General features: G+C 50.0%; 11 protein-coding genes. 8 read left to right on the top strand and 3 right to left on the bottom strand.

Annotation, left to right across the window (positions count from 1 at the left end):
- Positions 1-338: 338 nt before the first annotated feature.
- The 7 genes from Mal48_RS03810 to Mal48_RS03780 all read left to right on the top strand — a co-directional run bounded on the left by Mal48_RS03810 (position 339) and on the right by Mal48_RS03780 (position 11,284).
- Entirely contained in the window at positions 339-1,301 is a 963-nt protein-coding gene (locus Mal48_RS03810) for a PhoH family protein (RefSeq protein ID WP_145196287.1), read from the top strand.
- A gap of 46 nt (positions 1,302-1,347) precedes the next feature.
- On the top strand, positions 1,348-3,756 hold the full coding sequence (locus tag Mal48_RS03805; protein ID WP_145196285.1) for an HD family phosphohydrolase: 2,409 nt from the start codon (positions 1,348-1,350) through the stop codon (positions 3,754-3,756).
- Positions 3,680-4,189 carry an rRNA maturation RNase YbeY gene (gene ybeY / locus Mal48_RS03800; RefSeq protein ID WP_145196283.1) on the top strand — a complete coding sequence of 170 codons (510 nt, stop codon included), beginning with the start codon at positions 3,680-3,682 and terminating at the stop codon, positions 4,187-4,189. Before Mal48_RS03805 ends, ybeY begins: the two co-directional genes overlap by 77 nt.
- A gap of 197 nt (positions 4,190-4,386) precedes the next feature.
- On the top strand, positions 4,387-5,658 hold the full coding sequence (locus tag Mal48_RS03795; RefSeq protein WP_145196281.1) for a hemolysin family protein: 1,272 nt from the start codon (positions 4,387-4,389) through the stop codon (positions 5,656-5,658).
- Between the two features lie 724 nt (positions 5,659-6,382).
- Positions 6,383-8,932, top strand: coding sequence for a DUF2339 domain-containing protein (locus Mal48_RS03790; RefSeq protein WP_145196279.1), 2,550 nt, complete (start codon positions 6,383-6,385; stop codon positions 8,930-8,932).
- Complete coding sequence (locus tag Mal48_RS03785) at positions 8,925-10,340, top strand: hypothetical protein (protein ID WP_145196278.1); 1,416 nt, start codon at positions 8,925-8,927, stop codon at positions 10,338-10,340. Before Mal48_RS03790 ends, Mal48_RS03785 begins: the two co-directional genes overlap by 8 nt.
- On the top strand, positions 10,337-11,284 hold the full coding sequence (locus tag Mal48_RS03780) for a hypothetical protein (protein ID WP_145196276.1): 948 nt from the start codon (positions 10,337-10,339) through the stop codon (positions 11,282-11,284). Before Mal48_RS03785 ends, Mal48_RS03780 begins: the two co-directional genes overlap by 4 nt.
- 123 nt (positions 11,285-11,407) lie before the next feature.
- On the opposite strand, the gene hpt is transcribed toward Mal48_RS03780, so the two are convergent.
- The 3 genes from hpt to ilvB form a co-directional block, all read right to left on the bottom strand.
- Positions 11,408-11,935 (bottom strand): hypoxanthine phosphoribosyltransferase, encoded by a 528-nt coding sequence (gene hpt / locus Mal48_RS03775; protein WP_231739898.1) that lies wholly within the window; start codon positions 11,933-11,935, stop codon positions 11,408-11,410.
- Positions 11,936-12,091: 156 nt separating this feature from the next.
- Positions 12,092-13,105, bottom strand: coding sequence for a 3-deoxy-7-phosphoheptulonate synthase (aroF, locus tag Mal48_RS03770; RefSeq protein ID WP_145196274.1), 1,014 nt, complete (start codon positions 13,103-13,105; stop codon positions 12,092-12,094).
- A 537-nt stretch (positions 13,106-13,642) separates the two neighbouring features.
- Positions 13,643-15,421 carry a biosynthetic-type acetolactate synthase large subunit gene (gene ilvB, locus Mal48_RS03765; RefSeq protein WP_145205703.1) on the bottom strand — a complete coding sequence of 593 codons (1,779 nt, stop codon included), beginning with the start codon at positions 15,419-15,421 and terminating at the stop codon, positions 13,643-13,645.
- Between the two features lie 1,107 nt (positions 15,422-16,528).
- On the opposite strand from ilvB, the gene Mal48_RS03760 reads away from it, so the two are divergent.
- Positions 16,529-19,138, top strand: coding sequence for a protein kinase domain-containing protein (locus Mal48_RS03760; RefSeq protein WP_145196272.1), 2,610 nt, complete (start codon positions 16,529-16,531; stop codon positions 19,136-19,138).
- Positions 19,139-19,294 lie beyond the last annotated feature (156 nt).

Here is a 19,294-nt window from a genome sequence, read left to right as displayed (position 1 = left end):
CAATCTGTTCAAATTCCATGAAAGCTCCTTTCCAACCTCATGAAGAGGGGATAAAATTCCAGTTGTCGCGTCGAACTTTGATGTCTCCAATTTGTTGAGGCTCCCGAGACCACAGACCCCCCATACGTGCGACTGGGGAACAAAACTGAACACACATCGAAAGGAGCTCCTATTTTCTTCGATGCCCCCCAATTCCTGGTCGTTTTCAGTGAACCGAATCCTATGACACCCGCTCTAAGACATCCCTGAGTTCAAAGAGACCTTTTTGATTTCAGGAAGTTCCGTAAACGGCTGCATTGTGCCCTGTTCTGTCTGTGAAATTCTTATTGGCCAACTGAATGTCCCACGCGACTGCGACAATTCCATTACTTCATTCTGATGAAGCGCGCCTGCTTTTTGGACCAGGTGACAGCCATCTCCGCCAAATTCGAGAATCCCTCGGTGCAACAATCGTGCTACGTGGGGATACAATTGTTCTCGAGGGGACTGATGAACAAGTTGAAAGCACCACCGGTGCCTTCAAACAACTTCGGGAGACCATCAAACGAGATGGAATTGCTCACGAGGCCGTTGTTCGTCGAATCCTGGAGCGGGGAAATACGACAGTCCCCGTCACTGCCGAATCCATCGACCTGTTTGAAAAAGCCAAACGTATCCAACCCAAGTCGGAAGGACAGAAGGAGTACGTAGACAAGATCCGCAAAGAAGATCTCATTTTCTGCAAAGGCCCTGCCGGTTGTGGGAAAACCTATCTCGCAGTGGCGATGGCTTTGAATGCTCTACGTTCCGAAAAGGTCCGCCGCATTGTGCTTGTACGACCGGCTGTCGAAGCTGGAGAGAAGCTGGGCTTCCTCCCTGGCGACATGATGGCCAAAGTGAATCCGTTCTTGCGTCCGTTAGTCGATGCCATGAACGATATGCTCAACTTCGAACAGGTCCGCCTGTATATGGAAAACGATGTCGTCGAGATAGCCCCGTTAGCATTCATGCGAGGTCGGACTCTCAACGACACTTTCATCATTCTTGATGAAGCACAAAACACGACGATCACCCAAATGAAAATGTTCCTGACCCGCATGGGAGAAGGTTCAAAGATTGTCGTCACTGGAGACGCCACACAATCCGATTTGCCCGAAGACGTCCAGTCAGGACTTGACGACGCAATCCGCCGTCTCGGTCAGATTCGAGGTGTGGGCGTCGTGGAACTTTCAGGTTCGGATATTGTCCGGCACCGATTGGTCCGAGAAATCGTGCAGGCATACGAACAACCGTCTCACTCCAATCGAATCTCGAAATCATAAACGAAGGAACCACTTGTTATGAATTCATCATAACAAGGACATTGCCATGTTTGGTTTAGGTCAAAAACGTCGTCGCGTTTCAAAATCGGTCGGTCTAAGCCGTCCGGAAACGCTCCGTTCGCGCCTGCTGAATCTGCTCCACAATCAAAGCTTGCAACTTCGATTCGGAATATCGATGGTTGCGATCGTCTTATTGATGGTCGCGCTCCAATCTTGGAAAGCCCCATTTTCGTATCGACAAGGTGACTACGCTGAACATGGCATCGCCGCCAAAATCGAATTTGAACGAATCGATGTCGAAGGGACCGAACTCGCCAAGCAACGGGCTGAAGATGCCGTCCCACTCGTGTTTCGAAATAACCCACGAGCTTTAGAATCACTCCCGGAAGAACTGCGAGCGTCACTGGGAGAACTCGCTGCTGTTCAATCTGTCGACCAGGTCAGTTTACGCACACGAAGTGACTTCGGACTGATTGACCCGGCCACCGACGAAGAGAAAAACATCCAGGCCGCCGAGTGGTACGATGTCGGTTCCCCCAAAGAACGCTTTGCGATCCTCCGGGCTGCGATTGTCGGCCCAGATATGAAAATGGCGGAGACCCGTATCGAATCGATGGTCGATGAATTTGGAGAATTCATCCAACCGATCATGGATACTGGCATCATCTCTGCCGAAGTCGTCCGCAAGCGAGATATCACTCCCGACAAACGGCTGTTGATTGTCAAAGAGGACGACGACCTCGAAACCGGGCGTACTGTCCTTCTGCCTCGCGTTCGCCTGCAGGATCAATTGAATGAAGCGGGGCAAATGGGTTACTCATGGGAAATCTTCCATACCCTGAAACCGCAAATCCGGCCAGCGATCGTCAACTGGCTTCTTGAGCGAGTCTCGCCCACATTACGCTACGACCAAGCTGCAACAACGACTGAAAAAGCCTTCGCTCGCGATCAGGTCGACCCTCGACTTGAGCGATACATGAAGGGGGATCTGCTCGTCAACCCTCAAGAAGTGATCGATGAAAAGAGATTGGCGTTGCTCGAGGATGAGTATAAAGCAGCTGAGAAAGAAATCGGAAACGGAGCCCGACTGACGCGGATGGGCGTCGTCCTGGTGATGATTCTTGTACTCACCTTGCTCAACGGTTTTTACATCATCAAGAATGAACCCCGGATCGCTAATGACGAACGCTACCTGATCACGTTCTGGGTTGCCATTATCGCGACAGCCTACATTGGTCGCATCGTCTCGTTTGATCCGCTCCGTGCCGAGATCGTCCCTTTAATGACAACGGTCCTGCTGCTTTCAGTTGCTTACAATCAAATTCTGGCGACCATCACGGCGTTTTCGCTGGCGCTGTTACTCACCATGTCGACGACCGGGCAGTTCAATCAGTTTCTGGTTTTGATGTCGACGGTCACAGCTGCGATCATTCCACTGAAACGTGTTTCCTCGCGATCAACGCTCATCAAAACGAGTTCGCTTTCCGCCCTCACCTATTTTGTCGTGGGTTGTGGAATTGCCATCATCGAAAATCAATCGATCAGCGAAGTGCTGCAGGACACACAGTTTCTGGTGATGAACGCTAAAGGAGCCGTTCTCTGTCTCGTCGCGGGGTACCTCGTCGCAGGCAGTTTACCGTTTATCGAAAACGCATTTGGTGTCGTCACCGACATGACGCTCCTCGAACTCAGCGACCCTTCCCACCCCTTGTTACAAGATCTCGTTCGCCGCGCTCCGGGGACATATAACCACTCGATCGCTGTCTCCAGTATTGCCGAGACAGCAGCCGAGCGAATCGGTGCGAATGGACTTCTCGCGCGTGTAGGCGCGTACTTCCATGACATCGGCAAAATGCTGAAGCCGCAGTATTTCATCGAGAACATTCAAGACAGTTCACAAAGCCTGCACAATCAACTCAACCCCGCGATGAGTACACTCATCATCATTGGGCATGTCAAAGATGGTGTTGATTTAGCCAAGCAATATGGACTTCCACAGCCGTTAATCGACTTCATCGAACAACACCACGGGACGACTCTGGTCGAATATTTCTTCCGGGAAGCGACAAAGCAAGTCGAAGGCCAACCCGACCACAAAACGGACGCTGAAGAAGCTTCTTTCCGGTATCCCGGTCCCAAGCCACAAACGCCCGAAACCGGCGTGATGATGATTGCAGATGCCTGTGAAAGTGCATGCCGAACACTCACCGAGCCAACACCAAAACGGATCGAATCACTCGTCGATGGGATCGTGATGCGACGACTCCTGGATGGCCAGTTCGACGAGTGCAAACTGAATATGTCCGACATCCGCAAGATTCAGGATTCAGTGATTAAATCTCTGATCGGAATTTATCACGGACGTATCAAATACCCCGATGCCCCCGATGCCAAAAAAAAGAATGATGTTCGAGATCCATCTGTCAAACAATCAACAGTTACTGCCAGTCCATGATTCTCTTGTCCATGACGCAGTGACCCAAACGTTGACAGCACAAAACGTCGCAAGTGCAGAGATCGTGGTCGCCCTGATTGATGACAAATCGATTCACACCGTCAATCGGGAACACCTGCAACACGACTATCCGACCGACGTCATCAGTTTCCTCTACGATTCCAGCGGCGGCACAACAGACGAGGATTCTGAGCCATTGCTCAAAGGATCAGATTCACACCTCGACGGAGAACTTGTGATTAGCGTGGAAACAGCAATTCGCGAATCCACGACATACCAATGGGATCCACTTGACGAATTACGATTGTACATCGTTCATGGTCTACTTCACCTGTGCGGATATGACGACCAAACGGATTCAGAGAAAGCAATCATGCGGCAACGAGAGCAAGCGATCTTGAAATTCTGGAACCTCACGCCACACTACACATAGAGATATTTTAATGGAGGTCACGCGGCCTTGATTGAATCTATTCCGAACCTTGATTGCGTCCCCAACGTGGTGACGCTCTGAATCCTATTACAAATCGATTAATCGTGCTCAATCCGATTCTCATTGTCAGCTGTTTTTTACTGAGCATCTTTTTCTCAGTCGTCAGTGAAAGTCTGCGCAATTTTCTGCGTTCTCGATTGGCATTCGTCTGTCGACTTCAAAAGGACGACGATCGCTTCGGCATCATTCTTCGTGACGACGAAGTCGCAGTTCAGGTTGCCGAAACACTCCGCTTTGTAACGCTCTGCATCGCCCTGCTGCTCGGTTCAATTGAACGCTATCACGATGTCGACGTCATCACCAATTCGATGATCTGGTCAGACCTCGCTCTGGTCTCATTCGGAATCTGGATTTGCTTGTGGGTCTTCCCCTGGACGATTTCCAGGGTTGTCTCTGAGTATTTACTCTTTCACACCTGGCCCGTTATCGCTGTCGCCATTCGCCTTTCGAAGCCACTGCTGGCTGTCAGTCAAAGAGTCGACACATTCGTCCACCGCATGGCAGGCCGACAAGACCCCACTCCAGAGAACATTGAAACCCTCACCGAAGAAATTCAAAGCGTGGTCGATGAAGGCGAACGAGAAGGAATCCTCGAGTCTCGCGCAGGTAAAATGATTCACCGTGTGATGGAACTGCGCCAAGAAGACGTTCGCGCGGTCATGACTCCCCGGACCGACATTATTTCTATCCAGGCCGAATCTTCCCTGGGAGAAGCTCGAGTTCAACTTCTTGAAGCGGGACACTCGCGTATCCCAGTTGTTGAAGGCTCTGCCGACAACATCATCGGAATCTTGTATGCCCGAGATTTGCTGGAACATATCGGAAACGGAAACGATGCAGCCTCATTAAAAGAAATTGTCCGCGAAGCTTTTTACGTTCCGGAAACGAACTCCATCGACACGTTGCTCAACCGCATGAAGCAGGAGCGTTTGCATCTGGCGATCGTGCTTGATGAGTATGGCGGAGTCACCGGGCTCGTTACTCTTGAAGATATCCTCGAAGAGATCGTTGGGGAAATTGCAGACGAGTTTGACGAGCATGAAGACGACCGCATCGAGTGGCTCGATCCACATACGCTCTTAGTCGATGCCAGAATGCACATCGACGAGATGAACGATATGTTTGATCTCGAACTTCCTGAGGACCGAGACTTCGACACTCTTGGTGGACTCGTCTTCTCAGAACTGGAACGTGTCCCCAAATCCGGGGAACGCTTCGACTGGAATGGAATTCAATTTACGGTCCTGGAAGCCACAGAACGCAAGATCATTCGCATCCAACTCCATAGCCCAGTCGCCTGGCCAACCGTCGAAGAAGTCCCCCAACAACCCGACCCCCAAAACACAGGCGATCAAGCTCCATTTCGTCTCATCCGCGAAGAACCTTCCAACGAAGAACGAGTTTCCTAGAGCATCTTCAATGCTTTTCGGGCCCGTGAAGATCGCTTCCCTGACTCCAGAGACTGCCCACCACGAGGCTGTACGTAAGCACCAAAATTGGGATTTGCTATCGAGCATCTTCAATGCTTTTCGGGCCCGAGAAGATCGCTTCCCTGACTCCATAGACTGCCCACCACGAGGCTGTACGTAAGCACCAAATTGGGATTTGCTATCGAGCATCTTCAATGCTTTTCGGGCCCGTGAAGATCGCTTTCCTGACTCCAGAGACTGCCCACCACGAGGCTGTACATAAGCACCAAAATTGGGATTTGCTGTCGAGCATCTTCAATGCTTTTCGGGCCCGTGAAGATCGCTTTCCTGACTCCAGAGACTGCCCATCACGAGGCTGTACGCAAGCACAAAAACTGGGATTTGCCCTGACTCAAGACCGATTACTCGTCTGTCTTGAAGACTTGGTAAGTCGTAATAATCGTTCTCAGCAACAGATCGCCACACCAATCGGCTCTACTCTCCTGAATTTTGGATCAGTTTCCCCCTCTTGTAGTCGCGAAGAGTACTTTCCATGTAAAGACCTGCTCTTTTTCGAGAAACTGAACGCGAAATTCGCTCAAAAAACAATCGTAAAATGAGAAAATTGCGCGTGACCTGTTGCGATTCTTCTCGCCTGAGAGCGTAAGTCTGAGTGGTCGAGTATGGTCATACGCTAAGATTGACACATTTGAGGAATCGAATCGTGGAAGAACTTCTAGCATTTTTGGCGTTCATTCTTTTCATTGGCGTCTTCGTACTTCCGTTGATCATACTGGCCCGAATCAGTGCACTCAGAGAACATCAAGAAACGTTCGAACGCCGAATGGCAAAAGCTCTTCATGACCTGCGGGATCATTTCGATGGGCAGCTCTCCCATCCCCCTGAGCTGCCATCTCTCAAGGAAGTAGATGCTCAGAAATCGACACCTCCCCCCACACATATCTCGCCAACACAAGTTCGTGAATCCGCCCCCGATCGAGAGCCCCCCAAGCAAGCCAGGCCAGTCGAACACTCAAAAGCAGAGGCAACTTCATCTTCATCACCTCTCAAGGAAACTCCCGTCAAGGAAACTCCAACTGAACAGAAAACGACTTCTCCTAAAGTTGCGACCTTCAAACCTGTTCCACCGCCTCAATCACGTAAGCCAAGCCAGTTCGAATCGACTGCAAAAGAGGCCATGGGGAAAATCTGGAATTGGATCATTGTCGGTGAAGAGCACATGCCCAAAGGGGTCTCTACTGAATTTGCAATTGCCAGCCAGTGGCTGTTACGTCTTGGGATCTTGCTGCTTGTCTTCGGAATCGGATTCTTTTTGAAGTACTCCGTCGAACATGATTTGATCAGCCCAGTTGGCCGTGTCGGAATGGCTGTCGTAGCTGGGCTTGGTCTTTTGATTGGCGGAACGCGACTGTTGACAGGACAGTTCCGGCTCATCGGCCAGGGCCTCATGGGAGCCGGTGTTGTCGCTCTCTATCTGGCGGCCTTTGCGTCACACGGATTTTATCATCTGGTGGAAATGCCAGTCGCCTTCGCAGCCATGATTGTCATAACAACGCTCAGCGGTTGGGTGGCAGTTCGTTTTCGTTCTCTACTGGTCGCCATCATCGGTGTACTCGGAGGATACGGGACACCGATTCTTCTCTCGACTGGCGACGTCAACCTACTGGGCTTATACGGTTACATGACGATCCTGGCTGTGGGTGTTTTGTCGGTCTGTCGATGGAGGGACTGGCCGCTCCTCAGTTATCTTGCAATAGCATGCCATTACTCACTTTTCATCATGGGGTTGAAGGATTACCAGACAGCGAACTTCTGGGAAGTCATGCCGTTTCTCACAGTCAACTTCGCGACCTTCTCGACAATGGTTTTCATTTACAATCTGCGAATGAAACAGAAATCGAATCTGCTCGATGTCCTGGTTCTGTTCGCCAACGCGGGCCTCTATTTCTCAATCGGATATTGGTTGGTTGAAGGTGCTTTTACTCGTGAATGGGTTGCCAGCATTTCTCTGGGTCTGGCAGTCTTCTATGCAGCTCACGTTTACTACGCCCTCATCAAGAAGGTTCTTGACCGTGAATTGATGATCAGCTTTCTTGGGTTGTCTGCATTCTTTGTTGCGATCACGATGCCGATCTTGCTTTCATCAGAATGGATCACGGTGAGTTGGTCACTTCAAGCTCTCGTCGTGCTTTGGATCGCTGGAAAGTTGAACAGCCACTTCCTCCGTCATGCTGCATATGCCCTGTATGCAATTGTTCTGTTCCGCGTTGGATTTGTCGACTTACCAAACAGTTACCTCGACCGAACCAGTTCTCCCCTCGACTGGAACGAGTACGCCTTTGGGATGCTCGAACGGTTCATTCAGTTCGGTCTGCCGATCACTTCGTTTGGCCTCGCGTACCGGATTTTGAATAAAGATCTCGAAGAGGAAAATCAAATCATGGATCGAGCGAATGACATCTCCGATTGGGTCCGTGAAAATAGTGCGATGCGGCTGGCGATGTTCTCCGGGATCGGGATGTTGTTTCTCTACCTGCACCTTGAGGTCAACACCGTCTTTGGTGATCTTCTTCCACTGATGAAGATGCCGATGCTCACCGTCATATGGGTCGGGATGTGCTTATTCCTTGTTTATGAGCTTCTCAATAAACCGAATTCAATCATAAAATCTGTACTGTTCTGTTTCATCGCTGGAACAATGCTCAAACTCTTTCTGTTTGACTTGAACTCCTGGCACTTAAACCAGAACTTCTTGTATCAGGGAGAACTGTACAATCCCGCAGAAGGCTTGATGCGGCTTCTCGACTTTGGCGTGATCATTGGCTTCCTCGTCTTTGCCGGAACTCTCTTTCGAAGAAAGAGTGATGACGTCTCACTTTCTCAACAGTTCTCCTGGATCGCGACCGGATTACTGTTTGTCTTTTCCACTTTAGAGCTGAACACCTTCCTGTATCACTTCATCCCCGATTTACGAGCGGGTGGAATTTCAATCCTCTGGACGGTCTTTGCTCTCTCAATGTTGTTGCATGGAATTCAACAAAACCGCCGCAACTCTCGCTACACCGGACTGATTCTGTTCGTCACTGTGGCGTTCAAAGTATTTCTGTTCGACCTCGATTCGCTCGATCAGATTTATCGTATCGTCGCCTTTATCCTGCTCGGAATCCTCGTGCTGTGTGGTTCCTTCCTATACTTGAAATATCGTTCGACCTTTATCACTGAAGACGAGAACACGGAAATGACTCATGAATAAAACGTGCCTCCTGCTCGTCCTGCTCATTGCCAGTCCTGCAATTGGCGATGAACATCAACTGAGACTTCAGTGGTCTCGCGAGATCGATACAAGTTCCCTCAAAGAGGAGGAACTCCTAGCTGTTCCTCTCGATTCCGATATTTATCAGAAGACCCAAGAGTCCCTGGACGACATCGCAATCCAGGACTCAACAGGAGAGCTGATCCCGTTCCTGATTCGAAAACAAAAGAAGGAGAGTTCTCACAAGGTCACTAAAACATGGCCGGCAAAAAACATCTCGCTCAAACCTGTTAAAGAGGTTGGCCTCGAAATCCGTTTCGAACTCAACAAGGACGATCCACAACTGGACGGCATCACCATCCTTACTCCTCTGAAGAATTTTGAGCAGAGCGTTCAAGTCTTCGCGATTGATAATTCAGGAACAGAAACGAACATCGTGAATGACGCGGTAATCTTTGATTATTCCCGCTTCATGGATGTCAGAAACGTACGCATCCCGATTGCGCGCTCACCAGCACGCCGATTCCTGATTACCATCGATCAGCCAACAAACCAGCAACAATCACAACTGTTTGAACTCACAAAAACGCTCCGTGGCAATGAAGAACTTTCTCAAACAATTCGCAAGACGATTGAGGAACGAGCATTTCGAATCGATGGCCTCCAACTCTGGACAGATGAAATCAAAACGACCTATCACGTGATTGATGACCATCCGTATCAACTCGTTGAAACGAAAATTTCTCAGGACGAAGAGACTCAGGACAGCGTGATCGACATCTTCACAAATGGGGAACCGCTTACGGAAATTTCCATCGAGACGCCATCACGAAACTTCCAACGAAGTTCGACGCTCTTTCAAGTTGGAACTCATAATGGTGAGACCGAACAGCTTCATCAGCTTGCCAGTCAATCATTGAAACGGTTTGAATTTCAACAACTCCAGGAAGAACAACTCTCTCTGAAATTTCAGCCAACGCGGCATCGACACTTGCGTCTGATCATCAAGAACCAGGACAGTCCCCCGTTGGTGTTCCAAAAAATTCAAGCGTACGGAAACGTCGATGAAGTGGTCTTCATCGCTGAAGCAAATCAGAAGTATTCGCTGCTCTATGGGGATGAAACTCATCAGCAGGAAAGACTCGACACTGCCGCGATCGAGGCAGCCCTGTCCAAAAACATCCCGACAGTCACCGTTTCCACCGGTTCTCCACTGGAGCGTGATCTCACAGCGATCCCGCCTGCCCCGGTCGACTTTCGATCACTCCTGAACAATCCGTTCTTGATCGGTACGATCGTACTCGTCATGCTCAGTCTTCTTATTCGGTTACTGTACACAGCAGCTCAGAAGATTGAAGCCGTGACAGAGAACGAAGCCAACACTGACGAACGGGAGAGAACATCGTGAAACTGTTTTTTGCTATTGCCAGCTGCACCCTTTCAATTTCCGCTTCGGCTGCACATCCGCAAGCAGCGAAGAACGTAACAAGCTTAACCAACAAGACCGTCACATATCGCGTTCCCAAGGAGCATCATGTGACGCTGAAGGCCGCGGAGATCACAGCAATCATTGTCGACAACGAAGCTGTCGACATCCCTGAATTGCCGGGACATAAAGCGGGCTACAATGGGATCGCATCGCTGAAGCACCGCAAGAATGGAGAGAACCTGTTTGTCGCAAGCTACGCTGGTCTTAACTTTGAACATATCCACGACGGAACCAAAGAGAATCTGATCGAAAAATTCGAACCACGAAAGTTCCCTATGGAATTGCGAGTGATTGATGCCTCAACCGTTGAACTTTATCAGCCTGCGACCGGGAACTTTCAACTTGAAAGCTGTGGCCGGTATCATCTGAAGCAGGACGGCACAATTGAATACACTTTCGAGTGCATCCCACGAGCGGAGACTTTTCAGCACGGATATATCGGGCTTTTCTGGGCAAGCTACATCAATGCCCCTGAGGACAAAGCGATCTACTTTCGTGGTGAACCGGTCGACGGTGGATCACCCAGAATGATCCGAGCCGTTACGCCTCAACATGGTGTGGAATCCGTTCATGTCGCAAAAGGAACAACCTGGTTACCAAAGGTTAACGAGGACTTCCCGCTCACTCTTGTGCTGAATCGCTCAAAGTTTGTCTACACCGAGGCGAGTTATTACGGACTTCGCGACAACCTGGCTTTCACACAAACATTTCCTGACAGCAAAAACCTTTACATGGTCCAGTCCCCTTCAGGCGGCGGACAGGGAAACCCAGCTTGGGACTTCGAATGGTTCATTCCCGACTACAAAGTCGGAGAAGCTTATGGAATGACGATGACTGCCACATACGGACCACTCAAAAACTAGAGCAGTTTGCCCTATCGTGTGCCCGCGAAGTACGTTTTCATAAATCCATACGCTGATGCCACGAGACAGAACCTGCGAACGAATTCAAAAGCTGCACGAGTGCTGTGCCCCTGAAGATCGCTTTCATGACACCTGATTTTCGATCACTCCGATGTAAGGCAGGTTTCGGTATTCTCCGTTGTAGTCCAGGCCGTAACCGACGACGAATTCATCAGGGATGTCGAAACAGTAATGGTCGGGAACCAAATCGACTTGGGTGCGCGACTTTTTCCAAAGCAGAACCGCCGAACGAATTCGCTTCGGCTCAAACAATTCGAGCTGTTCTGAGATGCGGCTGAGTGTTTGCCCCGTGTCGAAGATGTCGTCGACGAGCAAGACGTCGCGCCCTCGAATCTCTGGTAGAAAATCAAGATTGATTCGCAACTCACCCGCCTCGGTTGTTTTTCCTCGATAGCTGGAAGCTTGAACTAAACCGAGTTGGTGCGGCACTTCGATTCGCCGCATCAAGTCGGTCACTAAAACAATACTCCCAGTCAGAACGCCGAGAATCGTCAACTCACGACCTGAGTACTCCTGAGTCAACTGTTTCCCGAGGCGAGCGACAGCTTCAGCAATTTCTTCTTCGGTGAGCAGACAGCGAATGTTCTTCATGGTTCTCTCTTGAAGACCCCACACTGGAACTGTGGGGTGAGTTCATCTTCGGAAATGATGTTCGCGCTCCGCCTCGCAGGAGGCTGCGATTCATCATACGAAAAGTGTTTCTCGCAAACACCGGAACACGAAATCGTTCTACGACATCTCCTTTAACTACATATTCAGATCGAGTGCATTTGCAACTTTGCGGCATTGCTCCATAGCGGCCGCGAAAACTTCTGGTGTCAACGACTGAGCACCATCGCTCGCTGCATTTTTCGGATCGGGGTGGACTTCGATGATCAAGCCATCCGCTCCGGCAGCGACAGCGGCTCGACACATCGGAGTCACCAGCGAGGCCACACCGGTTCCATGGCTGGGGTCGATGACGATCGGTAAATGTGTGCGAGCTTTCAAGTAAGGAACCGAAGCAAGCGGAAGCGTGAATCTTGTATGTGTTTCGAAAGTTCGAATTCCCCGTTCGCAAAGTGCCACTTCCTGATTGCCTTGATCAAGGATGTATTCGGCAGCCAGCAGGAACTCATCCATGCTGGCTGAGGCTCCACGCTTGAGCAAAATCGGCTTGCGAACTTCACCCACAGCCTGAAGTAAGTGGTAGTTCTGCATGTTCCTCGCACCGATCTGAAGAACATCGGTGTATGCAGCAACAAGCTCGACATGATGAGGCGTCATCACTTCGGTGACGATCGCGAGTCCGGTTTCTTCGCGGGCTGCTGCCAGAAGTTTGAGCCCTTCTTCCTTCATCCCCTGGAATGAGTAAGGACTTGTCCGAGGTTTGAAAGCTCCCCCGCGTAGCCCTTTTGCTCCGGCTGCTTTCACTTGCCGAGCTGTTTCCATGACTTGCTCTTCACTTTCAACTGAACACGGTCCAGCGATCACCCCGACAGTTCCCCCGCCGATGACGAGATCCCGAACCTTGATGACAGTTGACTCTGGCTTGGTTTCGACACTCGCGATTTTGTACGGCGCGAGAATAGGCATGACCTTTTCGACTTCCTCGTAGGATTCGAAAACCGCCTTGTTCCCTTTGCGGTCATCCCCAACTGCTGCAATCACAGTTCGTTCGGTCCCTTCAATCACATGGGCCTTAAGCCCCATCTTTTCAACGCGTTCGACCATCCCTTGAACGACTTCTCGTGATGGGTTGGGTTTCATGACAATGATCATTGTTCTACTCCAGGTCTCGCCTTTGCAGCGAAGGTGTTGTTTGTCGTTGGAAATTTCAGTTTTCGAGCATCGGCTCAGCTGAGTTCAAAGCAAAAATTGTCTTGAAACAAAAAAAGACCCTGAATCCACATGGGGACCAGGGTCTTGATTTGTTTCGTCGTTCTAAACGATCTCCACTACCAACCCCGGGAGCCCCGGTAGCTAAACCAAAACGAATAAAAGAAACTTCCGCCACTGCACGGAGTGTCGTGCTGTGGAGCGGTTGTTTTTTCGAGTTGATTGCAGTGAGAGATCATTGAATTTGTATCAAAATTCGATTGAGTATCGCGTGATGCTACGCTGAGGCATCGGCGGCGTCAACAGAAATTCTTATCGTGGACTGAAAGTAAATCGATTTCTCTTGCGAGGTCATCCTCTGAATCGCACCGTTGAATGGACTTGAGCTGCAAATTGAGCTGCTTAAAATAACTATTGCGACGGAATGTGAGTCCCGTCGCAATAGAATCAAAGTCTAAAAAACAGTTCAGTCGACAATGCTTAGTCGATGATAATGTCGCGAGCCGTTCCGCCACTGGGGATCATCGGCAGCACGTGTTCTTGATATGGACAGACAACGTCGAGCACGTAGGCTCCGTCGCTTTCGAGCATTTCTTTCAGGGCAGCTGGGAATTCCTTCTTGCTGCGGACCTGTTTTGCTTGAAGTCCAAAGCTTTGCGCCATTTGAACGAAGTTCGGGTAGGTCTCTTCGTAGTGACTGCCCTCTCCTTCACCCAACGCTTCAGGGTGATCAACTGGTCCCAGATAAGTGTTTGCTCGTCTTCCATCCATGAACCGATCTTCCCATTGAACGACCATTCCCAAGTGCTGGTTGTTCAAGAGCAAGACTTTGACTGGCAGTTTTTCACAGTGCAATGTCGCCAGTTCCTGAATGTTCATCAGGATCGAGCCGTCGCCGTCGATATCGACAACGAGTGAATCGGGGTGAGCCGCTTGCACTCCCATAGCTGCCGGCAGACCAAAACCCATCGTTCCCAGCCCTGAACTGGACAACCAGTGATTCGGCTTGCGGAATTTGTAGAACTGAGCGGCAAACATCTGGTGCTGTCCGACACCAACGCAGATGTAAGGATCCTTTTCAACCGTTTGTCGCCAAAGTTCTTCAATGGCGTATTGAGGCAGAATGAAGTCTCCTGCGTCCGCGTATTTGAGTGGATACTTCTCTTTCCACTCATTGACTTGCGTCCACCATTCATCGGTTTCCGGAATGTCTTCGTCGGTGAAGGACTCGTTAAGAGCTTCGAGGAAGACTTTCAAATCGGCGATCACAGGAATGTGAGCTTCTTTATTTTTGTGCATTTCAGATGGATCAACATCCACATGCACGATTTTCCCGTGCTTCGCGAATTCGTCCAACTTTCCGGTCACGCGATCATCGAACCGCACCCCAAAGGCGAGCAACAGATCCGCTTCATCGACTGCATAGTTCGAGTAAACTGTTCCGTGCATTCCGAGCATGTGGAGTGACTGCGGATCGTCTCCTGGAAAGGCACCCAGCCCCATGCAAGTCATGGTGACAGGAATGTTTGCGCGTTTTGCGAACTTGGTCAATTCACCTGCTGCGTCAGAGGCAATACATCCTCCTCCAACATAGAGAATCGGCTTCTTCGATCGGCGAATGGCAGCGATCACCTGATTCACTTGTTCCTGCGCAACTTTTCGTCTTTCGGGGTGATACCCAGGCAAGAACATTGGCGGATCGTAGTCGATATCCGATTCTGCGACCGCAATTTGAATGTTCTTTGGGAAATCGATCAGGACTGGGCCCTGTCGACCGGTGCGAGCAACGAAGTACGCTTCTTTCACAATTCGTGGGATACTTCGCAACGCTTCCTGAACCGATTCCTCATCATCAGGATCGTCAGCAGTGATCATATAATGATGCTTCGTGATCGCGCGGGCGATCTCAACGATCGGCGTCTCCTGAAACGCATCAGTCCCGATCACTTTTTGCGAAACCTGACCTGTGACAGCGATCATCGGGACGCTGTCCATCTTGGCATCTGCCAGCGAGGTGACGAGATTGGTCGCTCCCGGTCCGCTCGTCGCCATGCAAACGCCGATTTGATCACTCGTTCGCGAAACGCCTTGAGCAGCGAACCCTCCACCCTGTTCGTGACGGGGAAGGATTGTTCGGATGCGGTCGCGGCACTTTCGCAACGCCTGGTGGAGAGGCATACTTGCCCCGCCGGGATAGGCGAATACGGACTCGGAGCCCTGACGAATAAGTGATTCGACAAGAATATCCGCACCGGTCATGGTGATTTGTTCCGTTTTCGATTCAGTCGCGGTCGACACTGTTCTGCCTTTTCTCAAATGCTTAGTCAGACTTAATCCAGACCTAATAGTTTCAAAGACTCGACCCGTTTTGCAATTCTCATAACGAGTCAGCGAGCACACAATTTCGTTTTGTGATCACAATTTTGAATCAGTCCGAAAACTCCAGAGAAAATCACACATTCTCAATGTTTGAGAGTGCCAACTCAGGTTTCAGGACCAGTTCTCAATTAGTCATCACGAATATTCGATTCCCGACAGACTGTTCGACCTACACTCCCAGAGGAGGAGGCTCAAACTTTCTTCCAGGAATCTCATCTCACCGATTTGCCAAGGACAGAAATCGATGTCTACAGGTTCACTTATTTAGACCTTCCAACCAGGAGAGTCAAAGAAGTGCACGTATTGTAGCGAACCAAGTATCGTTGGACGACAATAATCGACCGCAGGTTCGCTGATTTCCAGAGGTCTCTTCTCACTTTCGGTGAAATGGGAAAGAAAAATGAACGGAAATAATGTAATGACACAGATTTAGGACCTCAGCCAAAGCTCTCGGAGTCGTCTTGATTCACTTTTTTTCTGATCGACTCTTCAAGTTGTGGCCAAAAGAAAACGCCTTACAACTGTTCGTCACCTCCATTCAGCCTCAGACCCTGAGTTCATTCAAGTGATTCTGGATGGGTGGAATCCATGAATCAAGCAGCGAAAAACTCTGGAAAACTGCATTTCAAGGTGGGTGATCTCATCGCCGATTGTAAACCGCCAGTCTCAGCCAGTCTCAGTCAATGTTCAACAACCACAAGAAGCCCGAACTGGTCTCTGCGATCAGAGACAGAGAGTTCTCAAACGTGCAACATGCTCACATCTCGAATCGTCCCAAAGTTCGCACTCATTCATCATTTTCATGAAAAAAATGTGAGAAAGCACCGGGACTCACCAAACGACCGATCTCGCTCTGTCTCTCTTTCCAAACTTCTTTCGAGGGAAGACTATACAGAACACGAAATGGCATCCTATCCTTGTAACATCAGAGTAGCTTGATCGACTCTCTGAAACCATTTCCCTTCATAAAGCCAGTATGTCAACGTCATGAGTTTGACGAGCGCCCCAATCGAGAAATTTCTTTCCGCTCTCAAGCAGAGTGGCCTCGTGGAAGAAGCGACGCTCAATACAAGCTGGAACCAGTTCTCAAGTCAGGCCACTGAAGTCACTGCAGAGGCATTCGCAGATTCGCTTGTGGAAAGCGGCAAGATTACCAGCTGGCACGCTTCGAAACTTCTCAAAGGAAAACACAAAGGGTTTTTCCTGGGGAAATACAAGTTGCTCCGCCTCCTCGGTCGCGGCGGAATGAGTTCCGTTTATCTGGCGGAACACATCGTGATGAAGCGGCAGACAGCTGTTAAAGTTCTCCCCTATAAGCTTGTCGCGGATACATCTTACCTTCCACGGTTTTATCGCGAAGCGCAAGCTGTCGCGGCCCTTGACCACCCGAATATCGTTCGGGCCTATGATGTTGATCACGTCACCGATGGGAAAATGGAAATCCATTTCCTGGTGATGGAATATGTCAAAGGGCAGAACTTCTACGAGTTGATCAAATCGCAGGGGCCTCTCGACCCACGAACAGCTGCCGACTACATCCGACAAGGAGCCTTGGGGCTGCAGCACGCCCACGACGCAGGAATGGTTCACCGGGATGTGAAGCCGGGGAATTTTCTGGTCGATGAACAGGGCATCGTCAAGTTGATGGACCTTGGACTGGCGATGGTCAACGATGATCCGGAAGCCTTCTCCGTGACTGTCGCGAATGAAGAAAAAGTCCTCGGAACTGCAGATTACCTTGCCCCCGAACAAGCTGTAGACAGCCACCTGGTTGATACCCGCGCTGATATCTACGCTTTGGGTTGTACATTTTATTTTCTCCTGGCTGGGGAACCTCCTTACGATCAAGGAACGCTCGCTCAGAGACTGCTCGCTCACCAAACAAAAGATGCACCGCCGCTGAGCCAGTATCGAAATGATGTCCCGAAGCCGCTCTCTGAATTGATCAACCGAATGATGATCAAGGACCCGGAACAGCGAATCCAAACCGCTGGAGAAGTCGCTGAGGAACTTGAGAACTGGCTCGCTGACCCAGCCACTGCGGCAACAACGGAATCCTCACCGTTCGTGCTTCATGATCTTCCTTCAAAACCGGAGCAAGATTCGGAGGACAACGGAGCAATCAGCGACTTCCTTACACATCTGCAACAGTCTGGCCCTGCTGAGTCCCCAACGAGTCCCGCATCTCAATCGAGTTCCTCGACTTCCAAGTCAGCCAAAAAGAAGGTCGTTGAAGAGCCCAAGCCAGTCTCTCCGCATCCTTCAGATTCGGCAACAAGTGTCTTGACACCTGACCCGTCGTCAATTGTGGCACATCGTGCCAGCAGTCAGGCTCAACGGAAGAAATTACGAAAGCGAATGGGTGTCAGCCCGCTCTTCGTCGGATTAGTGATCACCTCTCTGTTGGCCGGAATCGGGGTCATCTACCAGCTTTCCCGCACTCCAGAAGAACCTGTACCGGTCCTTTCGGACAATCCACCAAAAACAGAAACGGAAACAGAGTCCAAGATTCCTCAAAAGGAAATTACTGGAACCGTCATCCACGTTGGCCCCAAAGGGGACTTCAATCTGGTCAGCGAAGCAATTCGATACCTGACTATTGATCGCGACAAACCGACTTCGATTCAGGAAATCCGAATTGCCAAAGGGCACACTCTTGACGATGCGATTTTGATCAACAATTCTGGGTTTGGCAGCTTCCCAAGTCCTTTCACCATTACCGGAGAGGGACCTGAGTTTCCAGTTCTCAAGGCAAGCGACGCTTCGAGTCTGGTACTCAATTCCGTAGAAAACCTTACGATTTCGAATCTGGTGATCGACTGTTCTAACCAACCTGTTGGTGCAGAATTGTCTGGATATTTGAGCGGAACCACCCTCTCAAACATCACATTCACGAACCTCTCAGAGACCGGGATCCAATCAATCGGGGCTGGAGGGCTTTCAAGCCAACGATTAACAATTCAGGATTGCCGCTTCGAGGGGAGTTCCGACAATGCCGTCGGAATTCGCTTCTCTGATTCAGAAATTATGAACACGCGACAGGTGAACATTATCGGTTGTGAATTTCTCGGCCCGATGGCTAAGGGAATCCTCTTTACCAACAATCAGGGAGTCTCGACAGAAATCGAAATTGCTCTCTCAATTTTTCACAAAACTCATTCGGGGATCAGCTTTGCCGGAAAAGCACATGAAACAACTCGATTCATGATCGCGAACAATACATTTCATGATGTTATTCGTGGCATCAATTTTGAGTCGGGACCGAATTCCGCCTCCACGGAAAACTCCATCGTTCAAAACCTGTTCGTGAATGTTCAACAGTCCGAAGTCGCCACGAACGAAGAGAATGTCTCACTCGCAGACTTCTCCGGCTCCGCAATCCCTACTCAAAACAACTGGACGACAGGTCCTTTGAAAGACTCTTCCACTTGGCTGAACATCTTTAAAAAGAACGGAAAAACAGACGCTGAAAACGTAAAGTTCCTCACCACTGACCCGAAATCCCCCGATTTCCTGAAACCGGAAGGGAACGATCTCCGCTTAGCTGCTACCTCCGCCATTGGTGGACGAAACTTCATCGGTGCAGTCCCCCCCTAACAGGTCCCCGTTTTAGACTTTGGCGAGTTCTAAATTTCACAGCGTCAGTCCACAATGCAAATTGCGATCGCTGTCGCACTAGTTGACGACCACTCACGCAATCGACACCCACCTCTTTGTTGATACGTCCGACGCAGCGTTTCACATTCGATCTCT

The sequence above is a fragment of the Thalassoglobus polymorphus genome (assembly GCF_007744255.1).
GTDB classification, from domain to species: Bacteria; Planctomycetota; Planctomycetia; order Planctomycetales; family Planctomycetaceae; genus Thalassoglobus; species Thalassoglobus polymorphus.
This window is presented reverse-complemented; position numbering and strand designations above follow the sequence as displayed.